At 37.1% G+C, this 15,868-nt stretch carries 13 protein-coding genes and 2 tRNA genes; 11 read left to right on the forward strand and 4 right to left on the reverse strand.

Features of this window, described 5'->3' with window-relative positions; all coding sequences use genetic code 11:
• Window positions 1-114: 114 nt before the first annotated feature.
• Window positions 115-2,466, reverse strand: a complete 2,352-nt coding sequence (locus ASF92_RS03150; RefSeq protein ID WP_056087643.1) for an RND family transporter — start codon at window positions 2,464-2,466, stop codon at window positions 115-117.
• A 123-nt stretch (window positions 2,467-2,589) separates the two neighbouring features.
• Between ASF92_RS03150 and recO the strand changes: the two genes are divergently transcribed.
• From recO to ASF92_RS03180, 6 genes are all read left to right on the forward strand, one after another.
• Entirely contained in the window at window positions 2,590-3,315 is a 726-nt protein-coding gene (gene recO, locus ASF92_RS03155; RefSeq protein ID WP_056087645.1) for a DNA repair protein RecO, read from the forward strand.
• Between the two features lie 63 nt (window positions 3,316-3,378).
• Window positions 3,379-3,453: transfer RNA gene (locus tag ASF92_RS03160), tRNA-Val, on the forward strand.
• A gap of 56 nt (window positions 3,454-3,509) precedes the next feature.
• A tRNA-Val gene (locus tag ASF92_RS03165) sits at window positions 3,510-3,584 on the forward strand.
• Window positions 3,585-3,816: 232 nt separating this feature from the next.
• Window positions 3,817-4,725: a hypothetical protein gene (locus ASF92_RS03170; RefSeq protein WP_056087649.1), complete on the forward strand. Its 909-nt coding sequence runs from the start codon at window positions 3,817-3,819 to the stop codon at window positions 4,723-4,725.
• Between the two features lie 63 nt (window positions 4,726-4,788).
• Window positions 4,789-5,427, forward strand: coding sequence for a class I SAM-dependent methyltransferase (locus ASF92_RS03175; RefSeq protein ID WP_056087652.1), 639 nt, complete (start codon window positions 4,789-4,791; stop codon window positions 5,425-5,427).
• 56 nt (window positions 5,428-5,483) lie between these two features.
• A complete protein-coding gene (locus ASF92_RS03180) occupies window positions 5,484-6,380 on the forward strand; it encodes an NAD(P)/FAD-dependent oxidoreductase (protein ID WP_056087656.1) in 897 nt (298 codons plus the stop codon).
• 13 nt (window positions 6,381-6,393) lie between these two features.
• On the opposite strand, the gene ASF92_RS21150 is transcribed toward ASF92_RS03180, so the two are convergent.
• Complete coding sequence (locus tag ASF92_RS21150; protein WP_197413219.1) at window positions 6,394-6,558, reverse strand: hypothetical protein; 165 nt, start codon at window positions 6,556-6,558, stop codon at window positions 6,394-6,396.
• A gap of 218 nt (window positions 6,559-6,776) precedes the next feature.
• On the reverse strand, window positions 6,777-8,213 hold the full coding sequence (locus ASF92_RS03185) for an amino acid permease (RefSeq protein ID WP_056087658.1): 1,437 nt from the start codon (window positions 8,211-8,213) through the stop codon (window positions 6,777-6,779).
• Between the two features lie 807 nt (window positions 8,214-9,020).
• Between ASF92_RS03185 and ASF92_RS03190 the strand changes: the two genes are divergently transcribed.
• The 4 genes from ASF92_RS03190 (at window position 9,021) to ASF92_RS03205 (ending at window position 14,289) form a co-directional block, all read left to right on the forward strand.
• Complete coding sequence (locus tag ASF92_RS03190; RefSeq protein ID WP_056087661.1) at window positions 9,021-9,356, forward strand: PadR family transcriptional regulator; 336 nt, start codon at window positions 9,021-9,023, stop codon at window positions 9,354-9,356.
• 21 nt (window positions 9,357-9,377) lie between these two features.
• A complete protein-coding gene (locus tag ASF92_RS03195; RefSeq protein WP_056087664.1) occupies window positions 9,378-11,135 on the forward strand; it encodes a PspC domain-containing protein in 1,758 nt (585 codons plus the stop codon).
• 124 nt (window positions 11,136-11,259) lie between these two features.
• Window positions 11,260-13,707 (forward strand): outer membrane beta-barrel family protein, encoded by a 2,448-nt coding sequence (locus ASF92_RS03200; RefSeq protein ID WP_056087667.1) that lies wholly within the window; start codon window positions 11,260-11,262, stop codon window positions 13,705-13,707.
• A gap of 216 nt (window positions 13,708-13,923) precedes the next feature.
• A complete protein-coding gene (locus ASF92_RS03205) occupies window positions 13,924-14,289 on the forward strand; it encodes a hypothetical protein (RefSeq protein WP_157263694.1) in 366 nt (121 codons plus the stop codon).
• A gap of 58 nt (window positions 14,290-14,347) precedes the next feature.
• Here ASF92_RS03205 and ASF92_RS03210 read toward each other — a convergent pair whose 3' ends face one another.
• Window positions 14,348-15,301, reverse strand: a complete 954-nt coding sequence (locus ASF92_RS03210) for a hypothetical protein (protein ID WP_056087675.1) — start codon at window positions 15,299-15,301, stop codon at window positions 14,348-14,350.
• Window positions 15,302-15,430: 129 nt separating this feature from the next.
• Here ASF92_RS03210 and ASF92_RS03215 point away from each other — a divergent pair, with 129 nt between their 5' ends.
• Window positions 15,431-15,865, forward strand: a complete 435-nt coding sequence (locus tag ASF92_RS03215; protein WP_056087678.1) for a MarR family winged helix-turn-helix transcriptional regulator — start codon at window positions 15,431-15,433, stop codon at window positions 15,863-15,865.
• Window positions 15,866-15,868 lie beyond the last annotated feature (3 nt).

The following is a 15,868-nucleotide window of genomic DNA, read 5'->3' on the forward strand; positions in this document are numbered from 1 at the left end:
TAAATATGTGGTAAAAATTGTCGGGATGAAATTTATCTAAATATTTCATGGCAATTTTTCCCTAAATATAGTGAAACCTTATAGGTTTTAAAAACCTATAAGGTTTGAGAGCTTCTAATGGTCAAACTCACCAGCATTTTTGGCCGATTCTTCATCAGAAATCATTTTCCTGACTTTCTTTTTATCCAGCCACAAAACCAGTGCTGGTAATAAGGTTAAGTTAAAAATCAAGGCTACAAACAAGGTTATGGAAAGTAGTAAGCCTAAAACTACTGTTCCGCCGAAAGTGGAGGCCGTAAATATTCCGAAACCGAAAAACAGAATTAAGGCAATGTGTGTCATGCTTACGCCCGTTTCCGTAATCGTGTCGGTCACGATTTTTGGCACGCCAAAATTTGTTAAATTCAATTCCTGCTGGTAGCGGGTTAAGAAATATATGGTTTGGTCAGATGCCAGTCCAAAAGCAATTGTAAAAATTAAAATAGTTGAGGGCTTTAGCGAAATTCCAAAATAACCCATAATTCCTGCTGTAATGATGAGCGGAACTATATTTGGCAATAAAGAAATAAGCATGATGCCAAGGCTTTTAAATTGTGCCAGGCGTAAGAGTGAAATTAGTACAATTGCCAAACCGATACTTTCAAATAGATGCTTCAGCATATAATCGGTTCCTTTTGAGAATATCACGCTCGATCCAGTCAATTCGACATCAAATTTATCGGGCGTTAAAATGCTGTCGATACGTGGCTTCAATTCTGCCATAATCGCATCCAAACGTTTGGAGCCGACATCCGCCATCTGAAAACTAATCCTGGTGCTCTGGTTATCTTTACTCACGAAATTAGTTAACAAGCTTGCGTTTCCTTTTCCGCCGCTGGCGATATAAGCCAGAATAAAGTTTTTCTCCATATTGTCCGGCAAACGGAAGAAAGTAGAATCATTGTTATAGAAAGCCTGGGTTGCATATTTTAAACCCATATTAACTGAAATGGAACGGGAAAATTCCGGATATTCGGAAATCATTTTTTCCATTTTTTCCATTCTTTTCAGATTGGTTAAGTTGAAAACACCGTTCTTTTTCCTGGTATTTACACTCACTTCCAGCGGCAAAATTCCCTCGAAATTTTTCTCGAAGAATTTCAAATCCGTTAAGATTTTAGAGTTTTTTGGTAAGTCATCAACCACATAACCATTTACATTAATCTTCATCACACCAATAAAAGCGACAATAGAAATTACCGCTGTGCCAATGTAAATCAAGCTGCTTTTTTGCTGGACAAGATTGTCGGTTTTAACCAATAGCTTATGTAAAAACCCTGCTTCGACATGGGTTTGTGCCTTTAATTTTGGCGCAGGTAAATAACTGAAAATTATCGGGATTAAGCATAAGCACATTAACCAGGTAATCATTACATTAATTGAAGCCACGCTACCAAATTGCATTAATAATTCACTGCCTGTAAAATATAAAACACCGAAGCCAATTGCAGCGGTGATGTTTGCGATTAAGGTAGTAACCGCAATTCTTTCTATTGTAACGCTTAGAGCCCGTTGTTTATCGCCATCTTTTCTTAATTCGTTCTGGTATTTATTCAGCAATAAAATGCTGTTTGGAATGCCGATAATTACAATAAGTGGTGGAATTAAACCCGTTAGAATTGTTAACTCGAATCCAAATAAAACCAAGGTTCCGACGCTCCAGACCACACCCATAACTACAACCAAAATCGGGAAGAAGACAGCGTAGAATTTCCTGAAGAAAATTAATAAAATAATGGCTGAAACCAGGATAGATAAACCCAGGAAGAGTACAAATTCATTACTCACCAATTTGCTTACAGCTGTCCGGATATAAGGCAAACCTGAAATATGGACCTGTATTTTCGTTTTGTCCTGAAAAGCTTTCGCTTTGTCTTCTATTTGTTTTAAGATTGGATTTCTTTCTGCGGTATTTAGGATCTTAGTATCGAAGGTTATTGCCATTAAAGTGGCATTTTGCTTATTGTAAACCAGCCCCTCGAAAAACGGAGTGTTATATAAAATGTTTTTAATAGAATCCATTTCGGCATCCGTTGTCACCGGGCTTCCTGGTATCGGCTTTAATACGAATTTTTGCCCAATGGTATCTTTCTCCAATTGAAAAATTTTGGCTGAAGATAAAACTGCTTTTATGCCCTTTAGCTTTTGAATTTCGTTGGAAAGCTGTGACCACCTGTTATAAATGTCTTTCTTAAAAATTTCTGGCGATTTTATGCCAATCACCATCACACTTCCGTCTTCACCAAATGTCTTTTTAAAATTGTTGTATTTAATGAAAGCACTGTCGGTGATGGGTAATATTTTACTTCCTGTATAAGATAATTTTACATTTTTGGCCTGAAAAGCCATGAAAACGGTACCAAGTAAAAAAAATACGATAATTGAAATGCGGTTCTGAAGAATAAACCTTGATAGCTTTACCCACATGTGTTAGTCTGGTTTTAATTATAATGATAAGGGCAAAACTAATCTTATTTATAAATCCGAATGATTTTTTGCGCAATTAAATTTGCACAAATAACATACTTTTGAAAAAAAGGTTTTAACTACATGTTGCACAAGGTCAGGGGGATTGTATTGAAAACAACTAATTACAGCGAAAGCAGTGTAATTGTGCAGGTGCTTACGGATAAATTCGGAATGCAATCTTATCTTATCAACGGTGTTAAAAAGCCGCGAGCTAAGGTTAAAATGAACATGCTTCAATCACTTCATTTACTGGATATGGTTGTTTATCATAAAATGAACACCAACATTCAGCGCGTTTCTGAAGTTCGTCAAACCCCTGTTTTTAAGCGCATCCCTTACGATATTGTAAAATCGAGTATCGTCATCTTTCTGAATGAAGTGTTGTATAAAAGCATCCGCCAACAATCTGCCGACGATGATTTGTTCGATTACATTTTTAATTCCATAGCCTGGTTTGATGAAAGTGAAGGCTTTAATCCAAATTTTCATCTAGCCTTTCTATTGAAGCTAACCCGTTTTTTAGGTTTTTCACCAAACGAACGAAGACGAACGGATCAAATATATTTCGATTTGCAGGAAGGTGAATTTGTTTCCAGGGTGCCTATTCATCTAAATTACCTTTCATTGGAGGATGCTTTTGATTTTATCTCCTTATTTAATACGCCTCTCGAGAAAATTTCGGAAATAAAAATAAGTAATTCGAAAAGGCGTTTTTTGCTTGATAAGATATTGGTTTTCTATACCTTACATACGGCTTCATTTGGTGAAGTGCAATCGCATCGAATATTAGAAACATTGTTAAGCTGAAAAAAAATAAAAAAGATTTGCGAAACAAGATTATAGCGCTATATTTGCATTCCCAAAAGGAAAGGGAAATTAGCTCAGCTGGTTCAGAGCACCTCGTTTACACCGAGGGGGTCGGGGGTTCGAACCCCTCATTTCCCACTAAGCCTTTTAGTTTAACTAAGAGGCTTTTTTAATAGAATAACCCATTAACCAAGGGGAAATTAGCTCAGCTGGTTCAGAGCACCTCGTTTACACCGAGGGGGTCGGGGGTTCGAACCCCTCATTTCCCACAATTAAAAGCCTTTCAATTTATTGAGAGGCTTTTTTGCTATTAGGGAATTAACTCAGCTGGTTTAGCGCACCTTGTTTACGCCGAGGGGGCGTCCCGATTTTCAATCGGGATCATTTCCCACGAAGCCTTTCAGGAAACTGAAAGGCTTTTTTTGTGTTAAATTATTTTGAAATTATTCAATTTTATATCCGAAATTGGGCAAATAGTCAGCCAATAACTAGTAGCCTGCAATGGGGAAAATAATCCGCTTTATTTTTTTTGGAAACTACTTTGTAGGTATTTTAGCTGTTGCGTTAACAATTGAGGCAACGCTTCAATTGCGATTACCCTTCAATTCGTTAAACTACTATCTATTGCTTTTTACAGCGCCGATAATTTATTATACCTATGCTTATAATAAGGTCTCTGCTAAGCCATTAGCCGCAAATCCAAGAAGCAAATGGTACTTTAAAAACAAAAATTTCATTAATTGGAGTCAGGGCATGCTCTTTGCTTTTTGCGTGGTACTGGCTATAAATCTTCTTTATCAGAATTTCAGCAATATATTCAATCTTCCTGTAATCTATTGGGTTGCAATTGTAATCATCGTAACAGCCGGAGGGTTGTATTATGGGTTATTGCCCAAATCATTTTTAAACTTTAATCTTCGTAATACCGGTTGGTTAAAGGCTTTTGTTATTGGTTTTGTGTGGGCCTGCTGTGCCAATGTGCTGCCGCTGATTATGCTTAAATTAGAAACTGGTATTGGTTACCATGATTCCGTATTGTGGACTTGGCTTTTTATTAAAAACTGGATGTTCTGCACCGTGAATGCCATCATTTTTGATATCAAAGATTATCCCACAGATGCCAACAAGCATTTGAGAACGTTCGTTGTGCGTTACGGTTTGCGAAAAACCATTTTCAGTATTCTAATTCCGTTACTGATAATTGGATTAATAGCTCTTGGGATATTCGCCGACTATAAAGGCTTTGGTTGGCCACAGGTGATTTGCAATGTGTTTCCATTTCTTTTAACCATCTATGTCGCATATTCTATGCATAGGCGGAAAAATATCTTATATTATTTAATGGTAATTGATGGACTTATTTTGTTTAAAGCCATATGTGGAATTATCGGAATGCAGTTTGTTAAATAGCACAAAGCGTAAAGTTAAGCGTGGTTAAGGCGCTCAAATCCTGAAAATCATTTAATCCTGAAAATGTTCAATAACTACGATAAAATAGCAAACCACTACGATGTTTTAAGTCGCCTGGTATTTGGGAAATCGCAGGTTAATGCTCAAATTAACCAGTTAAAATATATACCAGAAAATAGTTCAATACTGATTGTTGGTGGAGGTACAGGCTGGATTTTAGAGTATATATCCAAAATTTTCCCTATGGGTTTAAAAATAACTTATGTGGAGCTTTCGTCTAGAATGATTTCACTTTCAAAGGCTAGGAATCATCAGAACAATTCGATTAATTTTGTAAATATCGGTGTGGAAGACTTTTCAACAAACGACTCATTCGATGTTATATTGACCCCCTTTCTGTTCGATAATTTCAGTAAGCCAAAAGCAGAAAGTGTTTTTAAAAAGCTTGATAAATTACTTAACACACATGGACTTTGGTTTATGGTTGATTTTAGTTTGAATGTTAAAAATGGCAAGTGGTGGAAATGGTTGATGCTGAAATCGATGTACCTGTTTTTTAAACTCATCAGGATTGTGGAAGCCAGTAAGCTTATCGATATGAGTCCGTATTTTCTAAAGGATAACTATGGAGTTCTCAAAGAAAAATTTTATTATGGTTCTTTTATCAAGGCATCCATTTTCAAAAAGATGACATTTATTTAATGCAACATTGATGCATTTGTTAATTATTTTCGTTCTTTTGTTCAAAAGAACTAAATATGGATTTTGATGTAATTATAATTGGAGGCAGTTACGCTGGTTTATCGGCCGCATTGGCCCTCGGGCGGGGAAGAAGAAAAGTACTTATTATAGACAACGGTAAACCCTGCAACAGGCAAACGCCGAATTCTCATAATTTTTTAACGCACGATGGGGATAAGCCAGCTGATATTTCAGCAAAGGCGAAGGCCGAAGTCTTAAAATATTCCACGGTAAAATTTATTGAAGGAACTGTAGATTCAGCAGAACAATTAACTCCAGGTTTTGGTATCACCATAAACGGATTGACAAAATATTCATCAAGGAAATTACTTATTGCTACCGGCTTAAAAGATCTATTTCCTGATATTGAAGGCTTTGCCGAGTGTTGGGGAATTTCTGTAATTCACTGCCCATATTGCCATGGCTATGAAGTTAGGGATGAGAAAATTGCGTTATTAATGAACGGTGAGCATGCTTTTGAGATGGCCAAAACTTTAAACCACTGGAACAAAGATTTGACTATTTTAACCAATGGGAAATCACAATTAGCATCAGTGCAGACCGAAAAATTAAAATCTAAATCAATAGCAATAATAGAAGATGAAATTGTGGCTTTGGAGCATACAAACGGTCAGCTGGAAAATGTGGTATTTGCAAATGGAGAGCGATTAGCTTTGAAAGCCATGTATGCAAGAGCAGATGTGGCGCAGCATACAGATTTTGATGTTCAATTAGGCTTTGAGCTTACTGAGTTTAATACTATAAAAATAGATGAACAACAGAAAACCACCACAACAGGCATTTATGCTGCGGGAGATTGCACAACCTTAATGAGGTCTTTATCAATAATTACTGCACAGGGTACAGTTGCAGCTGTGATGATGAATAGGGAAATGATTTCAGAAGATTTTTGATAAATCATTTAAACTAAAATAAAATCGCACCCGCTATCGTAACAATGAACATAGCAGCCATTACAATTCTATCTGCGTTTATCCATTGGGTCCTGGTTAAAGGGCTAAAAATTTTTTCTTCGGTTTGTACTTTCTGTCTGGCAAGCTTGAAAACTGACGTGTCTAATTTAATAATCATGGCAAATGTTTTTATAGGTTATTTCCTATAAAACAAAAGCCAAGCCAAAAGAACAGAATTATGTTGAATTGTTAATAACTAATATTTTTTTGTTAACTAACTGATATTTATACGCTTGATAAAAAGAAGTCTTAATACATCACAGGAGCATTGTATTTAATAAGAAACACTTTAAAAAGCCTAGTTGTATATTAACCAATAGGTTAACCTAAATTTATTTATTCGCCGGATTTTAATTTACTGTTCTTTTTACCATACCAGAAATAGATGGCTAAACCGATAGCAAGCCAAACACCTAATCTCAACCAGGTTTCCCACGGTAAGAAAGCCATCATAATGAGGCACACCAAAATCCCCAATATGGGAATTACCGGAACGAATGGTACTTTAAACGGACGTTTCGCGTTGGGGTCTGTTTTTCTGAGGATTAAAATTCCTACACAAACCATTAGGAAAGCTAGCAAGGTTCCAATACTTGTCATTTCTCCAACAACATTCATAGGTACGAATGCGGCAAAAATGCCTATGAAAATGCAAAGCATGATATTTGATTTCCAGGGCGTTTTGAATTTTGGGTGGACGTCGGAGAATATTTTAGGCAACAAGCCATCCTTGCTAATTGAATAAAACATGCGAGATTGTGCCATCAGGTCGATTAAGATAACTGAAGTATATCCAATTAAGATAGCCAAAATAATCGCTTGACTTAACCAGCCATAAGGTGTTTTTTCTATCGCAATGGCAACTGGCGCGCCACTGTTAGCAAATTCTTTATAGTTCGCTAAACCCGTCATTACGTGACCAAATAAGCCAAACAGAACGGTGCAGACTAATAAGGATCCAATGATTCCGATTGGCAAATCTCTTGATGGATTTTTGGTTTCCTGAGCAGATGCTGCTACAGCATCGAACCCGATAAAAACGAAGAAAACCAAACCTGCACCGCGTAAAACGCCGCTCCAACCAAAGTGTCCGAATGTACCTGTATTTTCAGGAATGTACGGATGGTAATTTGCCGGGTCTATATATTGCCAGCCCAAGGCAATGAAAACCAAAACAACACCGACTTTTAAGAATACGATAATGCCATTAACGATGGCTGAACCTTTGGTGCCACGGATTAAAATGGCCGTCATTAAAACAACAACCAATGCTGCAGGTATGTTTACTATGCCATTAACAGTTGAACCATCGGCAAGTTTTGCGGTTTCGAAAGGGGATAGGGTAAGTTGCGGAGGTAAGTAAATGCCTAAACTTCCTAAAAAACGAGTCAAATACTGCGACCAGCTTATGGCAACGGTTGCGCAACCTACAGAATATTCCAACACCAAATCCCAACCGATTATCCAGGCAAAAAGCTCGCCCATTGTAGCATACGAATACGTGTAGGCGCTACCTGCAACGGGAATCATTGATGCAAATTCTGCATAACACAGTGCTGCAAAGCCACAACCTAAAGCTGCGATAACAAAGGATAATGTTACTGCCGGACCAGAATGGTTGGCTGCCGCTAGTCCTGTTATCGAAAATAATCCTGCGCCTAAAGTTAAGCCAACGCCAATCAGTATTAAATTTACAGGCCCTAAAGTTCTTTTCAGCGTTCCTTCTCCGCTTTGATTTGCCTCAGCAACAATGCTGGCGATCGATTTTTTCATGATTTTATTTTGTTTTCATAGGTATGAAAACTATCGAGCACTGAAAGGGCTTAATTGTATTCAGTAATGTGCTTGATGGTTTTCATGGACATGTTTTATGATGCCGTAAAATTATCAAAATATATTAAATCGACCTTGTTTGTATATTTTTTTGTTCCCCTGAGTTTTATTTAGAGTTTATGTCTTTTCCGAATCATGAGGCTGTCTCAAAAAGATTGACGCTGACTCAAAAGCAAATTATTTCAATACGTCGTCATTCCCAATTTAATTGGGAACCACGATTGCTTATGAATGCCTTTGAAGAAAGGAAAACCTATGAATAATCCTAATGCTATTGCTGGGCGCTTTAAGATTAGCTTCGCTGAGCAATCGTGGTTCCCGCCTGCGCGAGAATGACGGAGCAAACTAAATAAGATTCTTACCTATCGGTTGGTGTCTTACCGACCGAAAAAAATTCCTTTGTTTAACGTTGCTCGGTGAGACATCGACCAATAGAATAATAATGCTTTTTGTCAATTTAACATGGTGAATTCTTTGCGAAATCTTAACTAATCTAAGCCCGATAGAGCCAAATGGCGCCCGATTTCCATTCTTCAAATCGGGACTACAGGCGATATCGGAACTGCCAAAATAGAAAAGTTATTGCATCAGCTTTTCGAGAAATCTTAGAAAAAAGGTCAATACCTGGTTCGATAAAAAAATTAATAAAAAAATAAATCATTGATTATCAATATTTTATAATAAATATAAAATAAATTTTAGTACTATGTATTGCATAGTACATTATAAAACATATATCTTTGTATTATGATAGCAGAAAATACGCAAACACAAATGCGGAAAGGAATTCTGGAATACTGTGTTTTATCAATTATCGCAAGAGGAGAAATTTACGCCTCAGACATTATTGCCGAATTGAGGTCGGCAAAACTTTTGGTGGTTGAGGGCACATTATATCCATTATTAACCAGGCTTAAAAACAATGGTTTATTAAGTTACAACTGGGTAGAATCTACCTCAGGACCGCCCCGCAAATATTACACCTTGACCGAAGAAGGTAAAGGCATTTTATCTCAATTAGACCAAACCTGGCAGGAGCTGGCTTATGCTGTAGGTATTTCACAAAAAGGAGCCAATTCGTAAAAAATTTTTAACCGCAAAGAAATGGAAAAGACCATCATCATAAATATAGGCAACACCATAATCCACATTGAGGAAAGCGCCTACGAGCTACTGAAGGCTTACTTAAATGAAGTGAAGCACTATTTTGCCAATCATGCAGATGATTTGGAAATTGTTACAGATATAGAAAATCGTATCGCAGAATTGTTAACCGAACAATTGGAAGAGCAGAAAAAACAGGTTGTTGATGCCGGCAACGTCAATTCGGTTATTGGTCTGATGGGCCGCGTTCAGGATTTTGATAACGCTGAAGCGACTACAGAGGAAGAGCCAATGGTTCATGCGAGCTTTCAAGCGCAACCTACCGACAAGAAACTCTACCGGGATATGGACGAACGGGTTGTTGCAGGTGTTTGTGCCGGTATTGGGCATTACCTCGATTTTGATGTAAAATGGATTCGTCTGGCCGCGGTCCTGACTGTTTTTTTAGGAGGAACTGGTGTTCTTGTCTATGCGTTGCTTTGGATTATTATGCCAAAGGCGACATCGAGGATTGAAAAGATGGAGATGAAGGGCGAACCGGCAAATCTTCAGGGTTTTCAGAAGAATTTAGACGAAGAGCTACAGGCAGTCAGGGAACGCCTATCGGAAGCTAACAAGCATGCGCAGCCTGTTTTTGCCCGCTTAGGTAATTTTATAGGTGAGTTTTTTGAATGGCTGGGTCGTTTCATATCAGGAACCGGGAAGGTAATTTTTAAAATTATTGCAATCGTTATTGTCGTATTTGGAGTTCTATTTTTGTTAAGTTTAATTGTTGGCGTGGCTGCTTTTCAGGGATTTTGGGATGCCAGCATATATGAGTACTTCCCGTTTTCGATCGTTAATGAGGGCAACAGGGGTGTAATTTTGTTTAGCGCTTTTATTGTGTGTTTCATCCCTGTTTTAGCACTGGTTCTCTTTTCCATCCGGGTTGCTTTTAGCAAACAAGCAATAAACAAAACGCTTTCTTTTGCATTGCTGATCATCTGGCTGGCAGGTGCTGCAACCGTTGGTTATCAGGCAGCAAAAATTTCATCAGAATTTAAACAACATGCAGAACTGACACAGACTACAGAGTTAAAAACCTTGCCGACATACACCATTGATATTGATAAAAGCAAATATTTTAGTAAAGAGGATAGCATTGCTTATCATATTGATGCCAATCAAAGAAATCAGATTGTGGTAGATGATTTCGAAGACGGACCATTTGTTTCGCCAAACAACATTCGTATTAATATTAACAAAAGTGAAAATGGTGTAACACGCATCGTACAGAAATTCGAATCGCAGGGGAAAACCTTTCAAAGCGCCTTGCAAAATGCTCAGAATATAAGTTACAATTACAACTCAAAAGATGCATTGCTGATTTTTAATCCACGCTTTCAATTAAGAAAGGGTACCATATGGAGAAACCAGGAAGTATGGATAAACCTAGAGTTGCCTGTTGGAACGAAGCTGATTATTAAACACGATGCTTACCGTTACATTAACAATTACGGAACCTGGGATTGTGATGAAAAAGAGAACGATTCAGATAATTACAGTACCTGGATAATGACTGAAGATGGTTTGCGGTGTATCGCTCAATTAAAAGAAGAAGCTTTACATAAGAAAAAGTTGAAAAAGGAATTACTTGATTTAGAATCTTTGAGAAAAACGAAGCCGGTCGATTCTCTTTACCAGGATTCGATATCCAATAGAGTAAAAGAAGTTAAAGAGGAGCTGGGTATTAATGTTGAGGATAACACAGGCAATTAGTAAGAACGATTAATCGTCTTTCGACCAGGTTGGAGAAATCTTTTATAGCTAAACAAAGTTAGAAGACATCATAATTCTGCTAAGTATGGTTAACGCCAGGTTTGAATGACTTAAAAAAAACATCATGAAAACATTATTTATGCTAATTGCATGCCTTATGGTATGTGGGGTTTCCTTTGCCCAAAAAATCGTTAAACTTTCCGGAAAAGTTGTTGATGAAAAAGGCCAGGCTTTGCCCTTTGCAGTAGTTAAAGTTCTAAATTCTTCTGACACAACGGTAGTAAAAAGCGGTTCTACCAATGTCGATGGAGAATTTATTTTCGACCAGCTGAAGGTAGGAAAATACCAATTGTTGATTTCAATGGTGGGCTATAAAGCCAGGGGCACGGCGGCATTTGCGTTAAACGATGATTTAAAAATGGCGGATGTAAAAATGGAGAATGATGCAAAACAGCTTAAAGAAGTGAGTGTTCAGGGCCGCAAGCCTTACATTGAGCACCAGATGGACAAAACTGTCTTAAACGTTGAGAACAGCATCGTCGCTTCTGGAAGTACCGCACTGGAAGTTTTAGAAAAAGCGCCGGGAGTGCAAGTTGATCGCCAAAGTGAACAGATAAAACTGAACAATAAATCGGGTGTAACCATTATGATAGATGGAAAGACTAATTTTCTGTCGGGTGCTGATGTGACTACCTTATTGAGTAACATGAGCAGCGAACAGATTGCTACCATTGAGTTGATTACCAATCCGTCATCAAAATATGATGCTTCTGGAAATGCTGGTATCATCAACATAAAATTAAAAAGAAATAAAGCTTTCGGAACGAATGGAACGGTATCACTTAACGGCGGACAAGGTTTTATGCCAGATTCGCCGACGGATTTGGCTCGTGCGGGAGTAAACATCAGCTTAAATCACCGGGAGGGTAAATGGAATATTTTTGGCAATGGGACCGCGGCCAGAAAATCTAACTTCAATAACACTTTCCTAACCCGTACTACCTTTGCAAACGGTCTGTCGAGTGCTTTTACACAAGATTTTGATCGGAAAAATAAAGGCGTGGGTTTCCAGGGGAAGTTGGGAGCAGATTACTATGCATCGGAAAAAACCGTTTTTGGCATTATGGTTGACGCAAATACGGTAGATACTAAACTTGATAATTTCAGTAATACGTTTATCCGCGAGGTACAATCGAACGTGGCGAGCAATAATTCAGTGGTGCAAAATGCCTATTCAAAATCGCCTGCCAATAATTTAACGGCAAACTTTAACGTTAAGCATGATTTCGATAAAACAGGAAAGAACATCACTTTCGATGCTGATTATTCCAATTTCAATAATAAAAAAGACGAGCAATTCGATGCAAGATATTTAAATCAAAGCGGGCAGCAAACCAATTCAACCTTATTAAGGAATAATACAGATGCGAACATAGATATTGTTGCGGCCAAAACGGATTTAACGCTGCCAATTAATAAAACGATGAAGTTTGAAACGGGCCTGAAAAGCAGTTATGTGGTTACACACAACAATTTTCTTTCAGAACAGTTTCTGTCAGGCCTTTGGCAGAATGATTTAGGTAAGTCAAATAACTTTATCTACAAAGAAAACATCAACGCGGCTTATGTAAACTTTGGCAAAGAGTGGAAAGTTTGGAAAATTCAGTTAGGCCTAAGGGCAGAACATACGCATTCCAATGGAAATTCGGTTACCAGCAACAAAGAGGTAGATAGAAATTATCTTTCGTTATTCCCCACAGCTTTTGTGAATCAAAAACTAAACGAGAATAACAACATCAGGTATTCTTACAGTCGTCGTGTAGACAGGCCAAACTATCAACAACTAAATCCATTTGCTTTTTACATGGACCCTTACGCTGTTGATCAGGGAAATCCTTACCTGAAACCGCAATTCACTGATAATTTTGAAATCGGGTACAGTTATAAAGAAATTTCATTTTCAGTGAATTATTCGAATACCAAAGATTTAATAACACAAATCAGCCAGCAGGATGAGGTAACCCGAATTGTGAATGTAATAAGACAGAATTTAGGGCGGGCACAAAATTACTCAGCAAATTTATATTTCCCGATAAAAGTCGCGAAATGGTGGAATATGCAGAACAACGTAAGTTTATATTACAACAAATTCAGCGATGGAAACCTCCAAGGCGCAGCTTATAGCGCAGGTAAACTGGCTTATAATTTCAATACTTCCCAATCATTTATTTTACCAAATAATTTTACGGTTGAAGTAAGTTTCTGGTATAATTCGCCAAAAGTTTACGGAGTGGAGCAAACTACAATTCCACAGTACGCCTTAAATGCGGGTATCCAGAAAAGTATGCTGAATAAAAAGCTGAAATTGAGATTGAATATGGATGACATCCTCTTAACGAATTACTGGAAGGGCGCACTCGATTATCAAAATGTTAACCTGCGTGTAACCAACCATTATACCAGCAGACGGGCGAATTTCAGCATCAGCTACGGTTTTGGTAACCAGAATGTGAAATCGGCAAGGTCCAGAAATACCGCAACAGACGATATCAAGGGCAGGGCAGGGGGTTAATCAGAATAATAGCCAGTTTACAATACTTAGTTTGCATTAACAATTACCAGTTTGCAATGACCAATAACAATAACAATTAATATTCAATTAGCAATAAACAATTATCAATAACCAATTAACAATATTGGGTTACAGTTAACAATTACCAGTTTGCAATATCAATTGTCATTAAGTTATTCACCCAATGGACTAATCAACCAATCAACTACAAAAGAAATGAAAAAAATTACCTATGCCATCATGCTTTTAACGATTACGTTAGGCTTTGGCTGTAAAACAAATAACAGTAATCTAAGCATTCACGTTAAAGACACTGAAACTGCCTTTATCTATGATGCGGTTTATCCGGTAAGTAAAACAGGAAGGCTTAAAAATTACATCGTTAAGCAATTAAGGAATGATCTGCCTGTGGATCAAAAAGTAGATACAACTGTAAAATTGCCAGATGGTGAACGGGTAAAAATAAAAGCGACTGAAGGGGCACTAAGCATTTATTTTGACAAGCAACACAATTCGGCTGAAGGCTTTATAAAAATTAAGAAATTTACTGATGGGGTCAGTGAAGTTCTATCAGAGCGGTAGCTTAAGAAAGTGTACTGAATTGGATTGAGGTGTATTGAATTTGGTTTCAGCTTTGCATCTATTTAATAGACTTAATTACATTTTTTATGTCGATTAAATCATTCATCTCAAAACCCGGGGATTGATAATAAAATTTTTGATAGATAATCTTTTTGTCTTTACTGTCATAAATGCTGATGATTTTATCGTTAGATCGCTGTGTGTAAACCAGGTATTTAATATTTGCATCCTGAGTTAGTGTTAAGCTGTCTAATTCTTTAGAGGGTAAAAATTTCAGCTTGTAATTATATGGCTCCTGAACGCTATTTACTCTGGGTAATCTGGCAGATCGCGATGAAAATATTTCTCTCACATACTCTGGCACATACAACGTTTCTTTTGCCAATTCCGGAAGCCTTTTTTTATTATAGAACTGATAGTCTATTTGCCGGCTTTCTGCTAAAAGTAATCCATCATTTATTTGTTTAAGATAGCCTCCTAAAAATCCCGGCGACCAGTTAGCAAATCTAGAGTTGTTATAAAGCATATTTAACATATCTTTTTTAATACTTTTCCGGGAGCCAAGTTTATCAACGGTTTTTTTAACTGTTAATTCAGTATAAACATCTGGAAAAAGGGTTACGGTGGCGAATATGCTTTCATCTTTTTGCTTTGGTCTAACAGAGGGTGTAATCAGCTTAAGCAAGTAGACTACATTTGCCTTCGTTACTGTGTCTGTTTTTTCCGGATAAGCATCAAAATAGAAGAAAGAATAATTTGCCAGGGTATCGTATGCAGCAAGTTCCTCCGGCTTTATAATTTTAAATGGTGTAATTGTCCACGTTTTTCTGATGGCTTCCTCAAACTTTTCTAATTCAGCATAATCAGCATACTGAAATGTAAATAAAGTTGTCGTGTTTTTTAATACCTTCAATTTTTCAACGTTACTTGTCTCATTCCCAAAATAGGATACCTGTGCTCTAACAACCACACCTGCTAGGATGAATGCAATAAGTAGCAAGATTCTTTTCATTTGTAGCATGTTAATGTTTCATTTGTGTGATCTATTATAAGAATCTTTTGACAAATTTTTTGAATTTTCTGCTTGCATTAACAAAATACATTCGTTAGCTTTGCTATGCAAGCATAATAAATTAACCAAATGAAGCAACAACAAACATTAGATTACCACGTTAAGTTTGCCTGGCAAAATATGTTTAATAAGTATAATCAGATGGCATCTACATTTGGTATCACCCAGGCAATTGGTTATATGCTAATCAATATTAATGAGGAAGAAGGAACAGCTGTTTCTAATCTTGCGGCCTTACTTGGCGTTAAGGCAACAAGCTTATCCCGCATGTTAAATAACATGGAAGAGGCCAACCTGATTTATCGTGAAACGTCTGTTGGTGATAAACGTTCTGTAAAAGTTTTTTTAACTGATTTTGGGAAAGAAAAGAAACACTTGGCAAAGGGTGTTGTCCGCAAATTTAATGAATATCTTGATGAACATTTTACAAAAAAGGAAAAGGAAACATTCATTAATTTATTGATAAAACTAAATGATATTACAGTTGCATATACTGTTGATTAAATA

The organism is Pedobacter sp. Leaf176 (assembly GCF_001424305.1).
In the GTDB taxonomy this organism is placed as follows: Bacteria; Bacteroidota; Bacteroidia; order Sphingobacteriales; family Sphingobacteriaceae; genus Pedobacter.

Coding starts and splice junctions, on each gene's coding strand:
- ASF92_RS03150 (WP_056087643.1), bottom strand. CDS start 2,466: ATGTGGGTAAAGCTATCAAGGTTTATTCTTCAGAACCGCATTTCAATT.
- recO (WP_056087645.1), top strand. CDS start 2,590: ATGTTGCACAAGGTCAGGGGGATTGTATTGAAAACAACTAATTACAGC.
- ASF92_RS03170 (WP_056087649.1), top strand. CDS start 3,817: ATGGGGAAAATAATCCGCTTTATTTTTTTTGGAAACTACTTTGTAGGT.
- ASF92_RS03175 (WP_056087652.1), top strand. CDS start 4,789: ATGTTCAATAACTACGATAAAATAGCAAACCACTACGATGTTTTAAGT.
- ASF92_RS03180 (WP_056087656.1), top strand. CDS start 5,484: ATGGATTTTGATGTAATTATAATTGGAGGCAGTTACGCTGGTTTATCG.
- ASF92_RS21150 (WP_197413219.1), bottom strand. CDS start 6,558: ATGATTATTAAATTAGACACGTCAGTTTTCAAGCTTGCCAGACAGAAA.
- ASF92_RS03185 (WP_056087658.1), bottom strand. CDS start 8,213: ATGAAAAAATCGATCGCCAGCATTGTTGCTGAGGCAAATCAAAGCGGA.
- ASF92_RS03190 (WP_056087661.1), top strand. CDS start 9,021: ATGATAGCAGAAAATACGCAAACACAAATGCGGAAAGGAATTCTGGAA.
- ASF92_RS03195 (WP_056087664.1), top strand. CDS start 9,378: ATGGAAAAGACCATCATCATAAATATAGGCAACACCATAATCCACATT.
- ASF92_RS03200 (WP_056087667.1), top strand. CDS start 11,260: ATGAAAACATTATTTATGCTAATTGCATGCCTTATGGTATGTGGGGTT.
- ASF92_RS03205 (WP_157263694.1), top strand. CDS start 13,924: ATGAAAAAAATTACCTATGCCATCATGCTTTTAACGATTACGTTAGGC.
- ASF92_RS03210 (WP_056087675.1), bottom strand. CDS start 15,301: ATGAAAAGAATCTTGCTACTTATTGCATTCATCCTAGCAGGTGTGGTT.
- ASF92_RS03215 (WP_056087678.1), top strand. CDS start 15,431: ATGAAGCAACAACAAACATTAGATTACCACGTTAAGTTTGCCTGGCAA.